Origin of the sequence: Pedobacter sp. JCM 36344 (assembly GCF_046546555.1) — a bacterium.
In the GTDB taxonomy this organism is placed as follows: domain Bacteria; phylum Bacteroidota; class Bacteroidia; order Sphingobacteriales; family Sphingobacteriaceae; genus Pedobacter.
The window spans coordinates 172,435-191,342 of the sequence record NZ_JBKHKK010000007.1; the positions used below are offsets into that span (position 1 = coordinate 172,435).

Annotated in this window: 18 protein-coding genes and 1 tRNA gene; 11 read left to right on the forward strand and 8 right to left on the reverse strand. The window is 40.2% G+C overall.

All coding sequences use genetic code 11. The annotated features are described in order from the left end of the window. Window positions 1-12: 12 nt before the first annotated feature. Both ACHFIZ_RS08970 and ACHFIZ_RS08975 read right to left on the reverse strand, forming a co-directional pair. Window positions 13-975, reverse strand: coding sequence for an isopenicillin N synthase family dioxygenase (locus tag ACHFIZ_RS08970; protein WP_410884971.1), 963 nt, complete (start codon window positions 973-975; stop codon window positions 13-15). Between the two features lie 44 nt (window positions 976-1,019). Then, entirely contained in the window at window positions 1,020-1,373 is a 354-nt protein-coding gene (locus tag ACHFIZ_RS08975; RefSeq protein ID WP_410884973.1) for a hypothetical protein, read from the reverse strand. A 161-nt stretch (window positions 1,374-1,534) separates the two neighbouring features. On the opposite strand from ACHFIZ_RS08975, the gene msrA reads away from it, so the two are divergent. Together msrA and ACHFIZ_RS08985 are read left to right on the forward strand one after the other, a co-directional pair. Continuing rightward, window positions 1,535-2,134 carry a peptide-methionine (S)-S-oxide reductase MsrA gene (msrA, locus tag ACHFIZ_RS08980; RefSeq protein WP_410884975.1) on the forward strand — a complete coding sequence of 200 codons (600 nt, stop codon included), beginning with the start codon at window positions 1,535-1,537 and terminating at the stop codon, window positions 2,132-2,134. 46 nt (window positions 2,135-2,180) lie between these two features. Next, window positions 2,181-2,441 carry a hypothetical protein gene (locus ACHFIZ_RS08985; protein ID WP_410884977.1) on the forward strand — a complete coding sequence of 87 codons (261 nt, stop codon included), beginning with the start codon at window positions 2,181-2,183 and terminating at the stop codon, window positions 2,439-2,441. A 54-nt stretch (window positions 2,442-2,495) separates the two neighbouring features. On the opposite strand, the gene ACHFIZ_RS08990 is transcribed toward ACHFIZ_RS08985, so the two are convergent. Beyond that, window positions 2,496-3,479 (reverse strand): outer membrane beta-barrel protein, encoded by a 984-nt coding sequence (locus ACHFIZ_RS08990; RefSeq protein WP_410884979.1) that lies wholly within the window; start codon window positions 3,477-3,479, stop codon window positions 2,496-2,498. 204 nt (window positions 3,480-3,683) lie between these two features. Here ACHFIZ_RS08990 and ACHFIZ_RS08995 point away from each other — a divergent pair, with 204 nt between their 5' ends. Further along, window positions 3,684-4,316, forward strand: a complete 633-nt coding sequence (locus ACHFIZ_RS08995) for an NAD(P)H-dependent oxidoreductase (RefSeq protein WP_410884981.1) — start codon at window positions 3,684-3,686, stop codon at window positions 4,314-4,316. A gap of 129 nt (window positions 4,317-4,445) precedes the next feature. After that, complete coding sequence (locus ACHFIZ_RS09000; RefSeq protein ID WP_410884983.1) at window positions 4,446-7,178, forward strand: carboxypeptidase-like regulatory domain-containing protein; 2,733 nt, start codon at window positions 4,446-4,448, stop codon at window positions 7,176-7,178. A 32-nt stretch (window positions 7,179-7,210) separates the two neighbouring features. Here ACHFIZ_RS09000 and ACHFIZ_RS09005 read toward each other — a convergent pair whose 3' ends face one another. Beyond that, window positions 7,211-8,758 (reverse strand): PspC domain-containing protein, encoded by a 1,548-nt coding sequence (locus ACHFIZ_RS09005; protein ID WP_410884985.1) that lies wholly within the window; start codon window positions 8,756-8,758, stop codon window positions 7,211-7,213. After that, a complete protein-coding gene (locus tag ACHFIZ_RS09010; RefSeq protein ID WP_410884987.1) occupies window positions 8,758-9,123 on the reverse strand; it encodes a PadR family transcriptional regulator in 366 nt (121 codons plus the stop codon). The genes ACHFIZ_RS09005 and ACHFIZ_RS09010 overlap by 1 nt, the downstream gene beginning before the upstream one ends. 321 nt (window positions 9,124-9,444) lie before the next feature. Between ACHFIZ_RS09010 and ACHFIZ_RS09015 the strand changes: the two genes are divergently transcribed. After that, window positions 9,445-9,603 carry a hypothetical protein gene (locus ACHFIZ_RS09015; RefSeq protein ID WP_410884989.1) on the forward strand — a complete coding sequence of 53 codons (159 nt, stop codon included), beginning with the start codon at window positions 9,445-9,447 and terminating at the stop codon, window positions 9,601-9,603. Here the strand turns inward: ACHFIZ_RS09015 and ACHFIZ_RS09020 are convergent, their stop codons facing one another. Further along, complete coding sequence (locus ACHFIZ_RS09020) at window positions 9,604-10,746, reverse strand: putative sensor domain DACNV-containing protein (protein WP_410884991.1); 1,143 nt, start codon at window positions 10,744-10,746, stop codon at window positions 9,604-9,606. Between the two features lie 23 nt (window positions 10,747-10,769). Further along, a complete protein-coding gene (locus ACHFIZ_RS09025; protein ID WP_410884993.1) occupies window positions 10,770-13,058 on the reverse strand; it encodes a TonB-dependent receptor in 2,289 nt (762 codons plus the stop codon). Window positions 13,059-13,173: 115 nt separating this feature from the next. On the opposite strand from ACHFIZ_RS09025, the gene ACHFIZ_RS09030 reads away from it, so the two are divergent. Continuing rightward, window positions 13,174-13,836: a metal-dependent transcriptional regulator gene (locus ACHFIZ_RS09030; protein ID WP_410884995.1), complete on the forward strand. Its 663-nt coding sequence runs from the start codon at window positions 13,174-13,176 to the stop codon at window positions 13,834-13,836. Window positions 13,837-13,946: 110 nt separating this feature from the next. Next, window positions 13,947-15,206 (forward strand): DUF2130 domain-containing protein, encoded by a 1,260-nt coding sequence (locus tag ACHFIZ_RS09035; protein WP_410885042.1) that lies wholly within the window; start codon window positions 13,947-13,949, stop codon window positions 15,204-15,206. On the opposite strand, the gene rlmF is transcribed toward ACHFIZ_RS09035, so the two are convergent. Beyond that, window positions 15,203-16,099 carry a 23S rRNA (adenine(1618)-N(6))-methyltransferase RlmF gene (gene rlmF, locus ACHFIZ_RS09040; protein ID WP_410884997.1) on the reverse strand — a complete coding sequence of 299 codons (897 nt, stop codon included), beginning with the start codon at window positions 16,097-16,099 and terminating at the stop codon, window positions 15,203-15,205. The genes ACHFIZ_RS09035 and rlmF overlap by 4 nt on opposite strands. 77 nt (window positions 16,100-16,176) lie before the next feature. Here rlmF and ACHFIZ_RS09045 point away from each other — a divergent pair, with 77 nt between their 5' ends. From ACHFIZ_RS09045 to ACHFIZ_RS09060, 4 genes are all read left to right on the forward strand, one after another. Next, entirely contained in the window at window positions 16,177-16,521 is a 345-nt protein-coding gene (locus tag ACHFIZ_RS09045; protein ID WP_410884999.1) for a diacylglycerol kinase, read from the forward strand. Then, window positions 16,522-17,247, forward strand: a complete 726-nt coding sequence (recO, locus tag ACHFIZ_RS09050; protein ID WP_410885001.1) for a DNA repair protein RecO — start codon at window positions 16,522-16,524, stop codon at window positions 17,245-17,247. A 105-nt stretch (window positions 17,248-17,352) separates the two neighbouring features. Next, window positions 17,353-17,430: transfer RNA gene (locus ACHFIZ_RS09055), tRNA-Val, on the forward strand. A gap of 132 nt (window positions 17,431-17,562) precedes the next feature. Further along, window positions 17,563-18,789 (forward strand): phage integrase SAM-like domain-containing protein, encoded by a 1,227-nt coding sequence (locus tag ACHFIZ_RS09060; RefSeq protein WP_410885003.1) that lies wholly within the window; start codon window positions 17,563-17,565, stop codon window positions 18,787-18,789. Window positions 18,790-18,908 lie beyond the last annotated feature (119 nt).

The window sequence follows — 18,908 nt, forward strand, 5'->3', positions numbered from 1 at the left end:
CCAAGAGTCGGCTTAATTTTTCAAGCCGATCTCTCTCAACCTTTCATCAAGATACTCCCCAGCAGTCATATCCGTATAAACTTTAGGGTGCTCCTCGTCAATGCAAGATTTTAAACTGGCAAGGCTCATATTAGATCGTGGATGCAGGAAGAAAGGAACAGAATACCTGGAAGTTTTCATCAGCTCAAGAGGCGGATTAACTACACGGTGAGTAGTGGATCTTAGCTTATTATTTGTTAATCTTTGTAACATATCACCAACATTTACCACAATATCAGTATGTTGTGCCTTTATAGGCAGCCACTCATCGCTGCGCGTTAATACTTCCAGCCCATCGGCACTCGCACCAATCAATAGTGTAATTAAATTAATGTCCTCATGGGCACCAGCACGTACAGCATCGTCTGGCAAAGCATCAGGATCAGGAATTGGGAAGTAATGAATACCTCTTAATATGGAATTACCATTATGAACATGCTGATCAAAATAGTCAAACGGTAACTCCAGATAGGTTGATATCGCACGGAGAAGGTGTTTACCATTGCTTTCCAATCTCTGATAGATCTCTCTCGTGACCTCATTAAACCCTGGTATTTCTGCCAAAAACTCATTTTCAGGATAGTCGAACTTTATCGGATCATCATCTAACACCTCCTGACCGATTTGCCAGAATTCCTTCAAATCTGCTGTTTTTGCACCCTTGGCAGTTTCCTTACCAGCACTTGTATAGCCCCGCTGACCGGCAAGTTCAACTTTTTCATATTGCTGCTTTTGATCCGTAGACAGACTAAATGCTGCTTGTATATTTTCGTAAAGTTTATCGATTAGTTCCTGACTTACCCCATGGTTGGTAATGGTGACAAAACCGGAATTATTAAATGCCCTACCTAATTCATCTGAGAACTTTTTACGCTGTACATCGTCTCCATTGATATAGGAGTTCAAATCTAAACTTGGAATATAAGGTGTTGACATATCATTCTGTTTTTATAGTGATAACACAAATCTAGGAACTATTGTTAATAAAAAGGAATACTGTTATTTAAAAACAGATGCTTTAGGTATCTATGCTTTATTTTCAAAGTACTGCCTTTACGTTTAAAATCCGCGTAACCATTCTGCATTTTAATAGCTTTAATGGCTTCAAAACCTCGTACTATGCTTCTGATCTTGTTAAGGATGAAGGTATCATCTTTCAAAAGTTCCGCCTCTGTTAATGCACCATCGTCTAACAGCTCACGAATTAACAAAGCCATTTTCTGATTTGCATAGACGTAAAGCGGATCATTGTAAACTTCCGTGTTCAGGCCCTTATAAAGATCGTTTAGCCATGTGGCATTAGTTTCATCTTTAGGATCAGTTAGCGAAATCATACTGCAATAATACTAATTTTTTTAGTATTATTGCGAGAAATTGGAGTAAAAATCATTATCAGTTGATTGTAAACTTAGAACCTCCTGTCTCAAAAGCAGATCTATTTATTAGGAGCTTACGTAGTTTTACTTATTAAGTAACTCCCGATAAATATAAAAGCATGAAAAAGTTATTAGCATTTGCGTTGATATTATTATCAGTAAGTACCGTCAACGCCCAAAAACAAAAATTAGAGAAAGCAACTTTCGGTAACGGATGTTTTTGGTGTTCAGAAGCGGTTTTTCAACGACTTAAAGGTGTGGTAACTGTGAGGTCTGGATATGAAGGCGGCGATGTTGTTAATCCTTCCTATGATGATGTTTGTACAGGAACAACAGGACATGCCGAAGTGATTGAACTGACCTATGATCCAGCAAAAATAAGTTACGAAGAATTATTGGAGGTGTTTTGGAAAACACATGATCCAACAACCTTGAACCGTCAGGGTGCAGATGTAGGCCCCCAATACCGTTCTGTAGTCTTCTACCATAGTGACGCTCAAAAAGCAACTGCTGAGAAGTATAAAAAAGAGCTCAATACAAAAAACGCGTTCGGTAAACCTGTTGTTACGGCAATCACTAAATCTGCTCCATTCTATGTGGCAGAAAACTACCACCAGGATTATTACAACAGAAATGGTAGCCAGCCATACTGCCGTGCGGTGATTCTACCGAAAATGGAAAAACTGGAAAAAATATTTAAAGACAAGTTGAAAAACTAGTCAGTAAAACATATAAGGGTTTTCAAATACATTAACTTTACTGTCAATGGAAAATGAAAACCCTTATCAATTGTTTAACGCTCAGATATTAATAGACTGGAAGCAAAATGGAATTACGTATATCAAGCTTGTCGAATTAGATAGCGAGCTCGCAATAAAGTTCTTTGAATTAATTCCTAATTCTGAAATTCCCGATTCCGGCGATACCATTTATCACATCGATTCTGAAGATGTTGAAGATCTTCTGGAACCAAGTCCTAATGTCAAGTTCCTTGTCCATGAGATCTACCTCGAGGAGGAAGATTAACTATTTCATCAAATAGTTTTCAATGGTAGCCAAACCATAGCCATTTTAACAGCCCTAAATTTTTATTTTGAGTCCTACATTTAATCCTAATCCGCCAATATTAATGTAAGACCTTAATTCATCCGAAGGTTTAGTCGGGTCGTAATTGGCCGATCCTTTAACATTCATACCAGAATTTATAGTTTTATGATAATTCACTTCCCGATCCCCTTTAGGTTGGTCGTTTAACGTAAGTGCTCTCGACCCTGCTGGGGCATTGGTAGCATTCAAAACTACAGTGGCCGTACCATCATACTTTTCAAGCTCTTTGTCCTTTCCCCCTACTGAAACATTCCTGTATTCAAGCTCAGAAAATACACTTACGCGATTGCTAATCTTGTAGTCAAAGCCCAATGCGCTTTGAAAGCCAATTGTCGCATTAGGATTAATCTTCTCCTCACGATTCAACGCCAAATTAGTACGTGTTCCTGGTGCGGAAGCTATCCCTTGAGAAGCAGCGACCTGACCAGTCTGATCATTTACCGAGGTATTAATTTGTAAATAACCCGCAACTGGAATGATCACACCTACTTTTGTGTAGGGCTGGAATTTACCAGTTGATGGTATTCTAAATACCAAAGCGGGTGCCAGGTCAAGCGCTCGCACTTTACCAATGGTATGCAAGTTCAATACATTCACACCGTTGTTGAAAACATTTTGTTTCATCATGTCTTGTTCTGCACTGTTGAAATAATTGACACCAAGCTCCAATCCTAACACGCTGTTGAACTGGTATCCCCCAACTAGACCTGCTCTAAACCCCTGTCCAAAAGACCCTGTTAAGGCCGTTTCAGAAACTGTAGACGTTGCCCCAGCTCCGGTGCCGGTAATTGTTGTGGTCTTGTCACGCGCAGGAGCTCCGTTAATTGCGGGGAACTCTACAGGGGTAACTTTAATGAAATACCCACCTGTTGGCTTGATATAAAACCCCTTCTCCTGTGCAAATGAGCATGCGGCCATAATGGATAATAGAATGATAATTGGGATCGACTTTTTCATTGCTTCGAGTTTAAATGATTATTTGGCGCAGGCATCTTTATGCATGCATAATAAATAACGTCGCTCTAGCTGAAATAGTTTAAAAATAGAGCTTATCATTTAAAAGTCATAACTGTAAACGGTATTTCTGGCCAATCGTTAACGTAAGTACATTTGCTAACACTGTTATTTAAAAGCGGTAATAATGATTAAATAAAGAATATTATGAGCATAAGAGAAGCACTTAACTGGCGTTACGCAACGAAAAAAATGAATGGCGAAAAAGTGCCACAAGAAAAAGTAGATCAGATTATTGCCGCAGCACATCTGGCTCCAACCTCTTCAGGATTACAGCCCTTTAAGGTGATCGTAGTAACAAATCCAGAATGGAAAGAAAAAATCAAAGCAATAGCTTACGGGCAAACACAAATCACAGACTGTTCTCACCTGCTAATTTTCGCCGCATGGGATAATTACACTGAAGAACGTGTTAGAGAGGTATATGCGCATGCCAATAAAGAACGTGGATTACCAGATTCTGCAAATGCAGACTTCGTTAACTCCATGGTTGCAAACTTTACATCAATGAGTCCTGAACAAAGTTTTACACATGCTGCAAAACAGGCTTATATTGGTTTTGGAGTAGCAATTACAGAAGCAGCGGTTTTGAAAGTTGATGCAACTCCTATGGAAGGATTTGATGCTACCAAACTAGATGAGCTCCTAGATCTAAAGTCACTCGGCTTAAGAAGCACTACCCTATTGCCACTGGGATATAGAGATGAAGCTGGTGATTGGTTGGTAAAATTAAAGAAAGTACGTACTCCTTTAGCAGATTTTTTAATCGAATATAAGTAGTACTGGACAGTTCAATTGCGCTTTCCGCTCCCCTACCCAAACTGTCAAAAAATGTTAAAGATATTGGGCTTGTGAGCGATTCAGTTCTTAAATGAATATATTAGCATCTTTACAGCTTACAGTCAATCAATGAGATTCTTTAACTTCGTTATAACACTTTTTCTACTCACTACTGCATTAAATTTGAATGCCCAAGCCCAACAGCAGGACAGTATCGTACTTGAAAAAATAATTGGCCAGTCCAAAAAACTCTCCGATCAGCATCCTTCGGAAAAGGTTTACGTCCATTTTGACAAACCGTACTATAGCGTAGGTGATACCATTTGGTTTAAGGCCTACCTTACTATGGAAACAAACATGCCTTCTTTGCTGAGTAAAATTGTATATGTAGATGTCATCAATTCCAGAGATTCACTCGTTCAAAGCATTAAATTACCTGTCGTCAATAGTGTAGCATCAGGAAACGTACCTATCGTACCCGGCAACTATCAGCAAGGAAATTACTACATCAAAGCATATACGCTTTGGATGATGAATGATGCAGAAGACTATTTCTTCAACAAAACGATACCAATCGGAGAAGCGGTAAACAAGCAGTTGATTACCCAGTTTAGTTATAAAACAACACAAACAGAAAAGAACCAGACGATAGATGCGCTTGTTCAATTTAAGAATAAAGATGGTGTGGTGCAGGCTAGTAAGGCCGTTACCTGGAAAGTCCTTTCCAACTTTGACATCATCAACAAAGGAAAAGGAACGACTGATCAAAACGGCTTTCTGAAGGTAAAGATCGATGCGAAGAAAAATGAACCGATAACAAACGGGGAGCTGCTTACCGAAATAACACTAGGTCTGGACGATATGGCTCCATCACGCTTTAAGATACAACCATCTCAGAGCGACTACGACTTTCAATTTTTCCCTGAGGGCGGGGAGCTCATCTCTGGTATTGCCACCCGAATCGGTTTTAAAGCATTAAATAGTACTGGCTTGGGTGCAGATCTTAAAGGAACTGTAACCGACAATCAGGGAAACAGCATGACTACTTTTACCTCATCGCATTTAGGCATGGGGTCTTTCTATCTTAATTCTGAAAAAGGCAAAACGTACAAGGCAACCATTTCCTTTAAAGATGGTATAGTGAAAAGCTATGATCTTCCTAAATCATTACCTTCCGGAGTTGCAATTCAGGTTGCCAATACTGAACCGACAGAACTCTCCGTAAAAATTGTTGCCAATGAAACCTATTTTAATGCCAACAAGGACAAACGTATGTTCATTGTGGTAACAAACAACGGAGTCATTACCTATGCGGCAAAAACAAGTCTTAAAACACAGTTGGTCCTCGCCAAAGTACCTAAGAAAGAATTGCCGACAGGAATAGCGCAGATCACTTTATTTGACAATCTTGGGGAGCCAATCAGCGAGCGTCTTTCGTTTATTCCGCAGAACAATGCCTTGACTATATCTGTAAAAACAGACCTTGCAGCCTATAAGCCGCGTCAAAAGGTTAAGCTTTCGGTTGCAGGTAAAAACGGCACCACATTCGCAGATGGAAATTACTCTGTTTCTGTTACTGATGAACAAAAAGTTCCGGTTGATGAAGATTCTGAACGAACGATCCTAAGCTCGGTATTACTTACGTCTGAACTAAAGGGCTATGTTGAAAAGCCTAACTATTATTTCAATAAACCGGATGAAAAGAAGGCGGCAGACCTTGATGTGCTGTTGCTTACCCAGGGGTTTAGAAGGTTTAATTATAAAGATGTGATGGCTACAAAGTTCCCACCATCTACTTTATTACCAGAACAAGGGTTAAGAGTTACAGGTACCTTGAGAGATCGTACAGGAATGCCGGTAAAAAAAGGTGCGTTAAGAATGACGATCGCAGAAACGAAATTCGGAGCGGATGCGGTAACAAATCCTTCAGGACTTTTTGTATTTAATAACCTCAACATCCCAGATTCGGCAGAAGTAATCATTAATGCAAAGTATAGTGCAGGTGGCTCTAGTCTCATGATCCTGTTAGATGGTCAGCCTACTGCTCCGATAACCAAGAATATCCATGGCCCTGATGAAATCACGAACATTGACAGTGCACTAGCCCCCTACCTGGCGAATAGCAAAAAACAATACAACTATCTTACCACATTGAAAGAGGTTAAAATTGAAGGAGCAAAAGTTAAACGCCCAAGTCACTCAGACCACAGTGCTTTTATAGGATTGAGTAACATCACCGGAAATACCATTGAGGGTGACCGATTTAAAGGATGTAATTCCGTCGCTATCTGCTTACAAGGAATGGCAGTCGGACTAACTTACTTCGAAAACAATTTCTACGTGAGCAGGGATTATCAGCAAGGCAAAAAAGTGCCTGTGCAAATCTTCCTTGATGCCACTCCTATTGATTACTTCAGTTTGCTTTCAGTAAGTGCAGAGGACATTGAGAGCGTGGAGGTTTTCCCTAGAGATGAACTTGGCACCATAAACAGGTTATATAATACGAATGGCTTAGTAATTATCAACATGAAGGCCAAGCCTAAGGGGACAAAAATCAGTTTGCAAGAGCTAAAAAGCATGATGCCTAAGGCAAACTTGCTTAAATTTAAACCGAAAGGTTTCAGTAAGCAACGTGAGTTTTATTCACCAAAATATGTGAATGCGGCAAACACCTATAACTTTAATGATCTTCGTAGTACAATATACTGGAATTCTAAATTGGCAACCACCGCAGCAACTACAGAGCCATTGTCCTTGGAGTATTATAATGGTGATGGCAATGGAACTTACCGCGTCGTAGTTGAGGGTATTGATAAATTGGGTAATGTCGCCCGGTCAGTTTACCGTTATACAGTAAAGTAGCGATTGCAACCAATCGCTACTTTACCAATTCTTTATTCCTCATTAAGTTCTTGCACATGCTCATGCTGACATTTTACTCCATCAGCCGTCATCATTAGTTCTGTGTAATTATTACTCTCCTCGTGGTCGCAGTCCCAATATCCGTATAAGCGTAGGTAACTGCTAAACTCCTTGTTAATTTTCAGTTTTGTACCTACCGGTACTCTCAGCACCATCTTAACTTCCTGATCGCGCCAGTTTGTATTCCTTTTAAGATGTAAAGCAGGGTTAAAAGTGAGCATGGAATCTTGTTGCACAAAACTATAATGTATGTTTTGGGCATTCTTCAGTGCCTCTTCAAATGTTAAACCTTTAGCGCTGAAATTCTGACTCATAGATATCTTTCCATTATCGCTTTTCTCAATACTAAGCGCTACACTTCTAGGCATATCAAAGTCATTATAACTGGCCGACAGGATTTTTCTCCCCTTATAATTGCTCGGATCAATATGGTATTGAAGACTGTCCTCCTTAGTAAAAAATCTTGTCCTGTCAATTTGCAAGGTATATTCTCCATAAGGTTTCAGCTCAGAAAACTGCGCGAATTCTGCACTCTCCTTGAATTCGGATGAAATCTTTGCCACATGAAATATCGTAATACCTACACCCGTCAACCAAAAGATCAGCAGCACCAATGAAAATGTTTTATTCACAGGTCTGTTGGTAAAGGCAACCCTTACCGTGAATAATAGGAGGGCTAACAAAGGAATCGCGATAGTCAAGAACGCTCCAAGGGTTAAAATGTTCAGGTATTCTTCATTTACCATACTAAATGGAAACATATGCGTAACCTCCGAATCCCAGATGCCAACAAAAGCAACCACAGTTACCAGGAGGCTGATAAGCATAAACGATCCAATGGTAATAATAAATATTGCACCAATCTTAAGTATGATGCCTCCAGTACCGTTAACGAACCTACCTAAAAGATCAAATGCTTCTGCCAAGAAACCACGCGATTTCATCACGAAGGGATGCAGGTAGCTATTCGCAAAACCCCGAAGATTTACTTCCTCTCCGCGCATGGCCATTTTCTCAGACTTAGTTTCTGCTTTCGGAATCATGATCCAAAGAACGATATAAGCGAGAATGCCAGAGCCACCTAACATCACTGTAAGGATAGCAACTAGCCTGATCCACCTATCCTCCATATCCAGGTAATGTGCCAGGCCAGCACAAACACCTGCTACTATTGCCTGGTCAGTATCCCGATACAGCTTCTTCACCTGACCGTAAGAATGACCGGCCGAATCTTGCTGATCACCATCTGCTTCCTCGCTCTCAAAATCGGCTACAGATCCCATTCGTTGTGTTACAGAATGCACATCTAAAATGTCAATAACTTGCTTTTGTTGTGACTGTAGAATGTCTGTAAACATCTCGGCAATTCGGTTTTCGATATCTGTAACGATCTCGAAATTATCCGCGCTTTTTGCAAAATGGAACTTAACGTCATTTAAATAAACGGTTAAGATTTCATAGGCATCCTCTTCAATGTGTATGATGGTGTTGCCAATATTAATGTTGAATGTTTTTTTCATTACTTGTTGAGGTTAATAGAGTTATTAGATGGTTTGTCGGCGACATGCTTCGCAGTTTCAATGGCACTGGACAGCTCATTCCAGGTATTGTCTAACTGGTTAAGAATAGCTTTCCCACCTTCTGTAAGCACGTAGTATTTACGGGGGGGACCGGAAGTAGATTCCACCCAATTGTAACTAAGGAGTCCGTTATTCTTTAATCTGGTAAGTAAAGGGTACAGCGTACCTTCCACTACCAACAGCTTGGCCGACTTTAGTTCTGCGATAATATCTGAAGCGTAAATCTCGCCCTTTGATATGATCAGGAGAACACAATACTCCAGTATGCCCTTCCGCATTTGCGTTTGTGTATTTTCTGCTATCATAGTAATACAAAGATATATGTTTAATATAGTAATATGCAATACATAGTACTATATTAAATTATAACTATCTAATAATCAAATTAATAATTTTTATTAGGAAAACAGTAGACGGCTGAAAGAGTGCTTACATCTAGTCCACAAAAGAATACAGTGATCTAATAAAATGGAAGTAAAGCATTACTAATCAGCGACTATTTGTAAGAAACAGGTAAGATTAATGGAAAACGACAATTGCAAGGAAAAGTTATTAACATTTTAAGGGAGGAAAAGTTATTTGGCTTGCGCTTTGTACTAGTGTAAGCAAATCTAATACATCTACCTATGTTTATTAAATCACCAACAATTTTTCAAGCATTTGCAAGGCAAAAAGAAGAAACAGCAACGAAAGCATTAAGCCGCAATCAGTGGATCATGGCCGACCGTATAGTTGTTATCGCACTATTCGCGATGGTGATTGTGGGAGCGTTCGTTTTTGGATAATTATAGCAATAACGTATCTATCCTATGTGCTTGTACTCTGTTCTGTAATTCAGACCAACCATAAATTGTAAAGTGACCATCCTGAGAGGCAACTAATGCGGTAACATCTTTCTGATCATGGACAAACTGTGCGGCAGACAAATGCCTTGTTCCACCCACTTTTGCGGGATGAACTACGACAGCATTGCCCCCTTCAATAGGCTCTGAAAATGAAATCTCATCAATATTATCTTTCCCCTTAGCGCGCCCGATCTTTGCACCGAAGGCTAATAACTCATATTTATCACTAATTATAGTTGCCCCATCCACCGCAGTCAGGCCTGCAAGATGCTCTACCTCCCGCTTTAAAGCAGTTTGCCAAAAGATCTGGCTGGCTTCCTTTCTTTCTTGTTGTAACAGCTTAGACAGTCCGTTAAACGAAGGCTGAACGTAATACTGAATCGGCTTAATAATCGACTGGAGCCAATTACCACTCTCCCCAGGCACAACAAGTAAGGTTCCACCTCTACCATGCGCCCTCATTGATACCGCAAGTTGAATCAGAACATTGACAGAATCATTCCAATAGGAAGGAGCAGTAAGATCCAGTAAGGATAACAACATTGGTGGACAATCTGGTAGACTGGTAGACTGGCTGTCTACCATCTTTACTTGATCACCTTTAAGGACAGCAATATTAGTAAACTTCCCAAAGCCATAGATGCGACGGTGTTTTATCACCAGCAAAGCAGGCTCAGAAACGTCAACTACAAAACAAAAATTAGGGATACTAACTGTGGTTCCCCAAATATAAAGTTCATCCTCCTCAATCCAGATGCCGAGGTGTATACCTGCCCGCTCAATCCCCGGCGCAAGCTTTGTAAGCATGCCAGGTGTTAAAGGAAGTTTTTGCTTAAAGATTAAAGGATTACCTGCTTGTTTTGGAGGCAAAAAGGCCAACGAAATCTTAGGCGAATGCCCTTCCTCCTTACGAAGGCTAGCCCAGAATGTAGCATCTAAAATAGATTCTACCACTCGAGCCGTTGGTAAAGGAGCCAAATCATCCTCTCCACTTTCCTGGGCAGCGCTCAAATGTGCGGCAAAAATTGATTCAACTTTTTCCGCAATTAGTCGGGCTGCCTGATAAGTAGATTGGTAAATCATGCCATAAAGTTAAACTATTGGATTTATTTAATTGTAAATCTAATGCCAAAAAATCCCCTGATTCCTTGGTTGGGTCCGTACACATAACTAGGGTCAAAAGTTAGTCCGTAGGGGTTATCTGGAGAAACTATAACTTTTCCGCCGCCGTCCAATTGCACATTTTTATCAAATGGGTCATTTGCCCTGGCAATAATGAAAGGGTTCCCCTTATTTGGTGTCCAGTTCAATAAGTTCTTTACCCCTCCATAGAGCTCAAACCTGTCAAGACCAGCATACGTAAACTGGATGTTCTGGATACTCCAAATAGGCGAAAATTCTTTCCTTGGATCGGTTGCGCTTAACAAAGGCAGGCGCATTGGACTATAAATATTACCAGTATAATCAATCGAAAGTTTCAACGGACGGATTTTGTATGAAACAGCCCAATTACCAGACACTTTCTCCGTAAGGATCTGCTGGGTCTTTATCCCGTCTTCCACCGTAGCAACATCCTGATAAGTTGCCCCTAAAATCAGCTTCAGTCCGCTATTAAAAGTAACATCTACATTTGTACTAAATCCCTTACTAACTGCATAGCCATTTAGGTTGTCATAAATTATCTTATTGGGATCGGCATCAAAGTTTCCGATAATTCTGTTATTAAAGTAGGTGTAAAATGCAGAGGACTCTATCCCTATGAAATTCCCATTTTCTGTATAAATCTTTTTCAGGTAGTTCAAATTTACGTTATAAGTCTTTTCCGGTTTTAACTTGTTGGGTATCTCTACCGATCTTGCTCCGGTTAACGCAGCATGATCCTCCGTAAAAATGTTAACCACCCTAAATCCTGTTCCAGCATTAAGTCGTAGGATATTATTCTCATTGATACTCCATTTGTATGCTGCCCGAGGCGTTAATATATTTCCATGCACAGAATTATAATCATACCTAAAACCGATCAATAATTTATGCTGCTTGTTTACCGTAATTTCATCCTGAACAAATAACCCAGGTAGCCATGTTTTCTTTGCTATTGCCTGGTTTAATCCGGTAGTTGCCGGGGTGTTATCGTCGTAAAACGTGTATCGCAAAGCGGCACCAAATAATAAATCGTGGTTTCCAGTTGTCTTATCCCAGGTAACTTGTCCAAATCCGATCTGCTGCTCAGCGATATACGAGGTAGTTCCATAACGGCTGTCCTGATTGTGCTTATTTAACGAAAAACCTAAGAATATTTTCTCTTTAACCGGCAATTGATAATTACCAATCAATTCATAACGACGCGTATAAATGCTTTCACCATATACTTGGTCTCCACCACGGTAAGACTTATTCCATTGCATTTCGCCACCCCACCTATCTTCATATAGGTAACGCGCGCCCAGGCTAAACTTCCTGTCTTCCTTTCGTTTAAATTCCCATTTCTGAAACACTGAAATCCGGTCTTGCAAGGTCACATCCGTAAAGTTATCGTGGTTATGATCTACCGGATTTGAATAATTGAAATAGTTTAATCCGGTCAGAACAGTTGCCCTATTCCCTGCATTAAACTTAAAGCCAAGATCGGCATTGTGCTCCAGATAAGACGTACTAAAAAAGTCTGCAGAAAACTTAGGGGCATTCTGCGGCTTCTTTGTGATGATGTTGATCAAACCGCCAACTGCCTCGCTCCCATACAAAGATGATGCAGGTCCCTTTACGATCTCGATTTGCTCCACCAAGGAATTGGGAATACCAGAAAGACCATAAACTGTTGATAAACTGCTAACTATTGGCATTCCATCAATCAGGATCATAGTATATGGCCCCTCCAAACCATTAATATGTATGTCGCCCGTATTGCAAATATTGCAGTTCAACTGTGGCCTCACCCCATTCACGTTCTGCAGCGCGTCGAAGATACTAGGCGTTGGGTTCATCCTAAAGTAACCCGGCGTATAAACCTCTACCGGAACAGGAGATTCTAACCTGTTCACAGCCTTCAAGGTTCCAGTTACAACCACTTCCTCTAAACTCGTTTGGAAATTACTCAGATCGAAGTTAAGAACTGTCTGTTCGTCATTTAGCACCCTTATTGATTTATCCATCTTCTTAAAGCCTACTCCAGTCACCTGTATTCGATATTCCCCAACAGGAATATTAAGAAAACTATAATTGCCAGCACTATCAGATTTTGCGATGCGCTCATTCCCGATAACAGAAATATTCATCGAAGACAACGCTTCACCTTCGGATATAATCTTTCCCTTAATTGATCCCGTCTGACTAAATCCCTTTTGCGCAAAACTTAAACTCAATAACAACATTAACAAGAAAGTAAACCATGTTTTCATATTTCTAATTTTAATCATAACAGCACAAAACTAATATTGTTAGGTTAATCTAACAAATAATATTAGATATATATATTCTTCTTAGTTCTCTTCCAAATTATTTATGTTTGCAGGTATGCTATCCTTTACAGAAGAGAACTATTTGAAAGCACTGCTGAAACTCACTTCGCAAAACGCGGAGAAGCAAGAAGCAGGAACGAATGAAATGGCAGCTTACCTTGGCGTGAAGCCGGCAACTGCTACCGACATGCTCAAAAAGTTGAAGGAAAAGGATTTTGTAAGCTACCAGAAGTACGGGAAAATATTGCTCACCAAAACCGGAAAGCACCACGGGATTGAAATATTACGGAAGCACCGATTATGGGAAACTTTTCTTTATGAAAAGCTTGACTTTAGCTGGGATGAAGTTCATGAGGTAGCAGAACAGTTGGAGCACATTCAATCTACGAAACTAGTAGATAAGCTGGAACAGTTCCTTGACTTCCCTCGGTTTGATCCTCATGGTGATCCTATCCCAAATGCAAAAGGCGAAATGCCGGAGGTACCTAAAACCCTGCTATCAGAAATGAAAGTGGACGATAGTTGTCACGTTACCGCTGTAAAAGACACAGCTACACCCTTTCTTCAATACCTGGAGAAATTAAACATTACAATTGGCACCAAGTTAGGCATAGTAGAAGTCATTGATTTTGATGGTTCCATGAACATCAGCATTGCCGATGCTGCACCAAGAAATGTCTCCATGAAATTTGCAGAGAGTTTATATGTCTCCAGATAATCGTATTTTTGTTAGCTGCTAAACTCAGCACTCTTCTATTAACTTTTAAACATATGTCAACAGAAATTAAGTGTCCTAATTGTGCACATTCCTTTCCGATGGAAGAGGTAATGGCTGAAGAATACAAGAAAGACCTGCGTGAGCAAATGCAAAGCTTCACCAGAAAAAAAGAAGAAGAGTTCAATAAGAAAGCTGCGGATTTTACCCAGAAGCAGCAGCAACAGGAACAATTGTACGAACAGCAAAAACAACAACAAGCCAAGCTATTCGAGGACCAAAAACAGAAAACAGCACAACAGTTTGAGCAGAAATTAGAAGAAGAAAAGAAGCAATTGCAACGTGTACTGGAAGAAAACCTGCGTAAAAGTATATCGTCAGACTTTGAAAACCAACTTCAGATGGCGGAAAGTGCCAAGAAAGAAAGTGAAGAAAAGTTGAAGCTTGCCCGTTCGAAAGAGCTTGATTTCCTCAAAAAGGAAGAAGCGATGAAAGCAAAAGAAGCGGAGATGGAATTAGAAATCCAGCGAAAACTTCAAGAACAGCGAGGAGAGATGGCAGATCAGATCCGCAAACAGGAAGCAGAGAAGAACAACATTAAAGATACAGAGCACCAGTTGAGGGTAAAAGAGTTGGAGAAACAACTTGACGATCAAAAGAAACTCGCTGAAGAAATGAAGCGCAAAGCCGAGCAGGGCTCTATGCAATTACAGGGCGAAGTGCAGGAACTCATTCTCGAAGAATTGTTAAGAAATTCTTTCCCGTTCGACCTGATAACAGAAGTCGGTAAAGGCGTTAGGGGCGCAGATTGTGTGCACCATGTACGAAACCAGTTCGGTCAGGAATGCGGTAAGATCATTTATGAGAGCAAGCGAACTAAAGACTTCTCCACGGAGTGGATTGAAAAGCTAAAGAAAGACATGCGCAGCACTGGTGTTGATGTTGCGGTAATTGTAACGCAATGTTATCCAAAAGGTATGGACTGCTTTGGAGAAAAAGACGGCGTATGGATCTGCTCATTTGACGAAGTAAAAGCCGTTTCCTATATCTTGAGAGATGGAATCGTAAAACTATTCAGCGCTGCAAAAACACAGGAGAACCGGGGCGAAAAGATGCACATGCTTTACGATTACCTGACCAGCAATGAATTTTCGGAGCAATGGAAAGCCATTCGAGAAGGCTTTATGAGCATGAAACTCTCCATTCAAAGAGAACGTGATGCCATGGAAAAGATGTGGAAAGCGAGAGAGAAGCAACTGGAAAAAGTGATGTTAAACGCAGCACACATCCGCGGATCTATTGAGGGTATTGCCGGAACAGACAGCATTCAATTGAGCCTTACGGATGATGACGAGACGCTGTTGATTGACTAGCTAAAAGTCCAGACTACAAAGCGACTAATCTTTTGTCCCTGCGCCATATCTATAGTTTTAAAGCAGGTCACTTGTGCCCTATTTAGCGCAGCATAAATAAATGGAAGATTAGCGCTTTTGGAAACCAAGCTGCTAAACCATTTACACTGACTGGCAACAGCTTTACTTTCTTCAATCATCTTCCTGATGAAGGTTAGTTCACCACCCTCCGTCCAGAGTTCAGCGGCTTGTCCGCCGAAATTCAAAGTATTTTCCTTCCCCTTATGCTTTCCTAGATTGTGTAGCTTTCTTTTAGTTCCGGCGTTTGCCTCCTCAGCTGAAGCATGAAAAGGTGGGTTGCACATCGCGATACTGAATGAATCGCCAGGTTTAACCACGCCTTGGAAGATGTGATTCTTATTTGGCTGAAGACGGATATCAACGTACGGACCCAGATCAGCATTAGCTGCAACAATTCCCTTGGCTGCTTTTACAGCTATTGGGTCAATGTCTGTTCCGACGAAAGTCCAGCCATATTCCTGATGACCAATGATGGGATAAACACAATTAGCTCCGGTTCCAATATCCAAAACCTTTACGATTTTACCTTTTGACACATTTTCTTCCTCTTCCAAGAGATCAGCGAGATAATGGATATAATCTGCACGGCCCGGGATTGGCGGACAAAGATAACCTTCTGGAATATCCCAATAACGAACATTGTAGAAGTTAGCAAGCAACGCACTATTTAACGTTTTAACCGCAGCGGGATCGGAGAAATCAATAGAGTCATTGCCATATTTATTAACCGCTACATATTGCTTGAGGGCAGGAAGACTTTTGATCAGTGCGACAAAATCGTAACTAAAGCGGTGTTTATTTCTAGGGTGCAATATTGTCTTTTCCTCGGCCATGGCAATTAATTGGCACAAAGGTAAGGGTTAATGAATAAACAATTGGATTTTTAGCTCAGCATCCCGTACTTTGCAGGATGCGGAGATTCCTAAAAAGCTTTGGTTATTCATTTGAAGGAATTGCATATGCTTTTAAATTTGAGGCGAACTTCAGGTTTCATATGGCTGCTTTAATCATCGTAGCGTTTGCAGGTTGGCACTTTCATTTGTCCTTATCAGAATGGCTGTGGATTATTGCCGTATCAGGCATTGTGATTATGGCAGAACTATTCAACACCGCAATTGAAGTATTGGTGGATCTGGTTTCCCCGGAGATACACCCAAAAGCGAAAATAGTTAAAGACATAGCCTCCGCAGCAGTACTAATAGCTGCAATACTGGCGGCAATAATGGGATTCATAATTTTTATCCCGAAGTTGTAAATGCTGCATAAAACCAGGGGAATAGTTTTGAAGACCACACTATACGGTGAAAGTAGTGTTGTGGTACAAATCTTTACAGAGCGGTTTGGAATCCAGTCTTACCTGATCAACGGCGTAAAGAAACCCAGGGCAAAAATCAGCATGAACATGTTGCAACCGCTCCACCTGGTGGATATGGTTGTTTACCACAAGCAGGCTCATGGTATCCAGCGGGTTTCCGAGCTTCGCCCCTCCCCAGTCTTTAGCAGCATCCCTTACGACATTATCAAAAGCACGGTAACCATCTTTCTAAATGAAGTGCTGTACAAGAGTATACGGCAGCAGATGGCAGATGAAAACCTTTTCGACTTTATCTTCAGTGCCATAAGCTGGTTTGATGAGTGCAGGGATGTTAACGTCAACTTTCACCTGGCATTTTTATTGAAGCTTTCGAGATTCCTGGGATTTGCACCGAGTATGCAAACCAAAAGTGACCACAGCTTTTTTGATTTACAGGAGGGTGAATTTAGAACTTCAGCACCTGCCCACCGGAATTATCTAAATCGGGAAGACGCAGCCCTATTTATCTCCCTATTCAACACCCCTTTTGAAAATATTTTTTTGATAAAATTAGACAATCAAACTAGACGCTCTATACTGGATAAAATATTGATTTACTATACCTTACATACGGCGTCGTTTGGTGACATCCGATCACATGAAGTATTGCAGGAAGTCCTTTCTTAAAAAAGTTAAAAAAACTCTTGCAAAAATGAGTTAAGGGTGTATATTTGCACTCCCAACAACGAAGAAGCCTTTTAAAAAAGCGAAATTGTTAAAAGGAGAACCAAAGGGAGATTAGCTCAGCTGGTTCAGAGCACCTGCCTTACAAGCAGGGGGTCACTGGTTCGAACCCAGTATCTCCCACCAAAGAAAAGCCTTTCAATGCAAATTGAGAGGCTTTTTTGCGTTTGGGGGGAATTAAAACTGACGCGAAAATAGTGGATTTGAGCGTTGAGATAGTACATAGATAGTACAGTTGAAGATCATAATCAAAAAATTATGATTTACTACAAGCTAATTTTAAATGACAAAAGACCAACTTCAAGTGAGGTCTATCCAATCGTGGTTGTAATAACTTGCAACAAAACAAACACAAGTTATAATACTGGTGTGAGAATAAGGCCCAATCAATGGGACAGTAACTCAAGAACCATCAAAACCGATGTCCCAAATTGTCACGAGCTAAATCTTCAAATAAATACATTTTTTTTAGGTTTACAGAAGCTCATTCTAACACTCCAGGATAACAACAATTTCTCTTTCAAAAACTTACGAGAAGCCTTCGATAGTCAATCTAAACCTAGGCCAGAAGTGAAAATACCAACCTTTAATGAATTCTCATATGAACTTATTAAAAATCTAAAGGCATTGAACAGAAATGGGAATGCACTTGTTTACCAAACCGCCGCTAATAGACTGATAGCATTTGCAGGTAATAAAAATGTGAAACTGGTGGAAATTGATTACAGTTTCTTAGAGAGCTTTGATCAGTGTTTGAAGTTGTCCGGAGCGAAAACAAACACAATAAGCAATTATTTACGGACTATTAGGGCCATCTATAACAAAGCTATTAAAGCTAAACTAATCGAAAGAAGTCATTATCCGTTCTTGGATATAACAGTTAAGTCTGAAAAGACATCCAAAAGAGCAGCCCTCATAAAAGATATTTCTAGATTAAAGGAGCTCGATACTCCTTATAACAGCCAGTCCTTTCATAGTAAAAACTATTTCCTATTTAGTTTAGCAACAATAGGTATGTCCTTCACCGACCTGGCTTACTTGAAACCGACGAATGTGAAGAATGGCAGTTTGACTTATCGCAGAAGAAAAACACATAAAGAATACAACATAAGAATACATCCGTTAGCCAAAAGTATCCTTGATATCTATGCACGCCAGAACAATCGTTACTTGTTTCCCATACTTCCAAACACACTTGCCGAGGATTCACTAGAAGCAAAAAAATTAATCAAGCAATTTATCAAAACGACTAATAAGTACTTGGCTAGAATGTCTGAAGATTTAAATATTGAACGAATAACAACATATGTTTCTAGACATACTTGGGCAACGACAGCCAAGAGATTAGGCTATGCTAATGAGATGATCGCAGAAGCATTGGGCCATGAATATGGAAATAAGATCACTAACATATATTTGGACGAATTTGATCAATCTGTCATAGACAATCTTAATACTCAAGTGCTTCAATGTCTGCAGACTTAATTTGTTTGGCGGGGTGGAGAATAATTCACCCTGCCAATATCCAAAACTCAAGAAGTCCCCTTAAGTTAAGAGATTAACAAATATTTTGGATATTGCATTTGCAAGATAGCCCTTTGAAA

What these genes read in the sequence shown, in the direction of transcription:
- msrA (WP_410884975.1), top strand. Translation starts at nt 1,535, where the DNA reads ATGAAAAAGTTATTAGCATTTGCGTTGATATTATTATCAGTAAGTACC.
- ACHFIZ_RS08985 (WP_410884977.1), top strand. Translation starts at nt 2,181, where the DNA reads ATGGAAAATGAAAACCCTTATCAATTGTTTAACGCTCAGATATTAATA.
- ACHFIZ_RS09035 (WP_410885042.1), top strand. Translation starts at nt 13,947, where the DNA reads ATGGCTGAAGAATACAAGAAAGACCTGCGTGAGCAAATGCAAAGCTTC.
- ACHFIZ_RS09015 (WP_410884989.1), top strand. Translation starts at nt 9,445, where the DNA reads ATGTTTATTAAATCACCAACAATTTTTCAAGCATTTGCAAGGCAAAAA.
- ACHFIZ_RS09010 (WP_410884987.1), bottom strand. Translation starts at nt 9,123, where the DNA reads ATGATAGCAGAAAATACACAAACGCAAATGCGGAAGGGCATACTGGAG.
- ACHFIZ_RS09045 (WP_410884999.1), top strand. Translation starts at nt 16,177, where the DNA reads ATGCGGAGATTCCTAAAAAGCTTTGGTTATTCATTTGAAGGAATTGCA.
- ACHFIZ_RS08990 (WP_410884979.1), bottom strand. Translation starts at nt 3,479, where the DNA reads ATGAAAAAGTCGATCCCAATTATCATTCTATTATCCATTATGGCCGCA.
- ACHFIZ_RS09025 (WP_410884993.1), bottom strand. Translation starts at nt 13,058, where the DNA reads ATGAAAACATGGTTTACTTTCTTGTTAATGTTGTTATTGAGTTTAAGT.
- ACHFIZ_RS09030 (WP_410884995.1), top strand. Translation starts at nt 13,174, where the DNA reads ATGCTATCCTTTACAGAAGAGAACTATTTGAAAGCACTGCTGAAACTC.
- recO (WP_410885001.1), top strand. Translation starts at nt 16,522, where the DNA reads ATGCTGCATAAAACCAGGGGAATAGTTTTGAAGACCACACTATACGGT.
- ACHFIZ_RS08995 (WP_410884981.1), top strand. Translation starts at nt 3,684, where the DNA reads ATGAGCATAAGAGAAGCACTTAACTGGCGTTACGCAACGAAAAAAATG.
- ACHFIZ_RS09005 (WP_410884985.1), bottom strand. Translation starts at nt 8,758, where the DNA reads ATGAAAAAAACATTCAACATTAATATTGGCAACACCATCATACACATT.
- ACHFIZ_RS08975 (WP_410884973.1), bottom strand. Translation starts at nt 1,373, where the DNA reads ATGATTTCGCTAACTGATCCTAAAGATGAAACTAATGCCACATGGCTA.
- rlmF (WP_410884997.1), bottom strand. Translation starts at nt 16,099, where the DNA reads ATGGCCGAGGAAAAGACAATATTGCACCCTAGAAATAAACACCGCTTT.
- ACHFIZ_RS09000 (WP_410884983.1), top strand. Translation starts at nt 4,446, where the DNA reads ATGAGATTCTTTAACTTCGTTATAACACTTTTTCTACTCACTACTGCA.
- ACHFIZ_RS08970 (WP_410884971.1), bottom strand. Translation starts at nt 975, where the DNA reads ATGTCAACACCTTATATTCCAAGTTTAGATTTGAACTCCTATATCAAT.
- ACHFIZ_RS09060 (WP_410885003.1), top strand. Translation starts at nt 17,563, where the DNA reads ATGATTTACTACAAGCTAATTTTAAATGACAAAAGACCAACTTCAAGT.
- ACHFIZ_RS09020 (WP_410884991.1), bottom strand. Translation starts at nt 10,746, where the DNA reads ATGATTTACCAATCTACTTATCAGGCAGCCCGACTAATTGCGGAAAAA.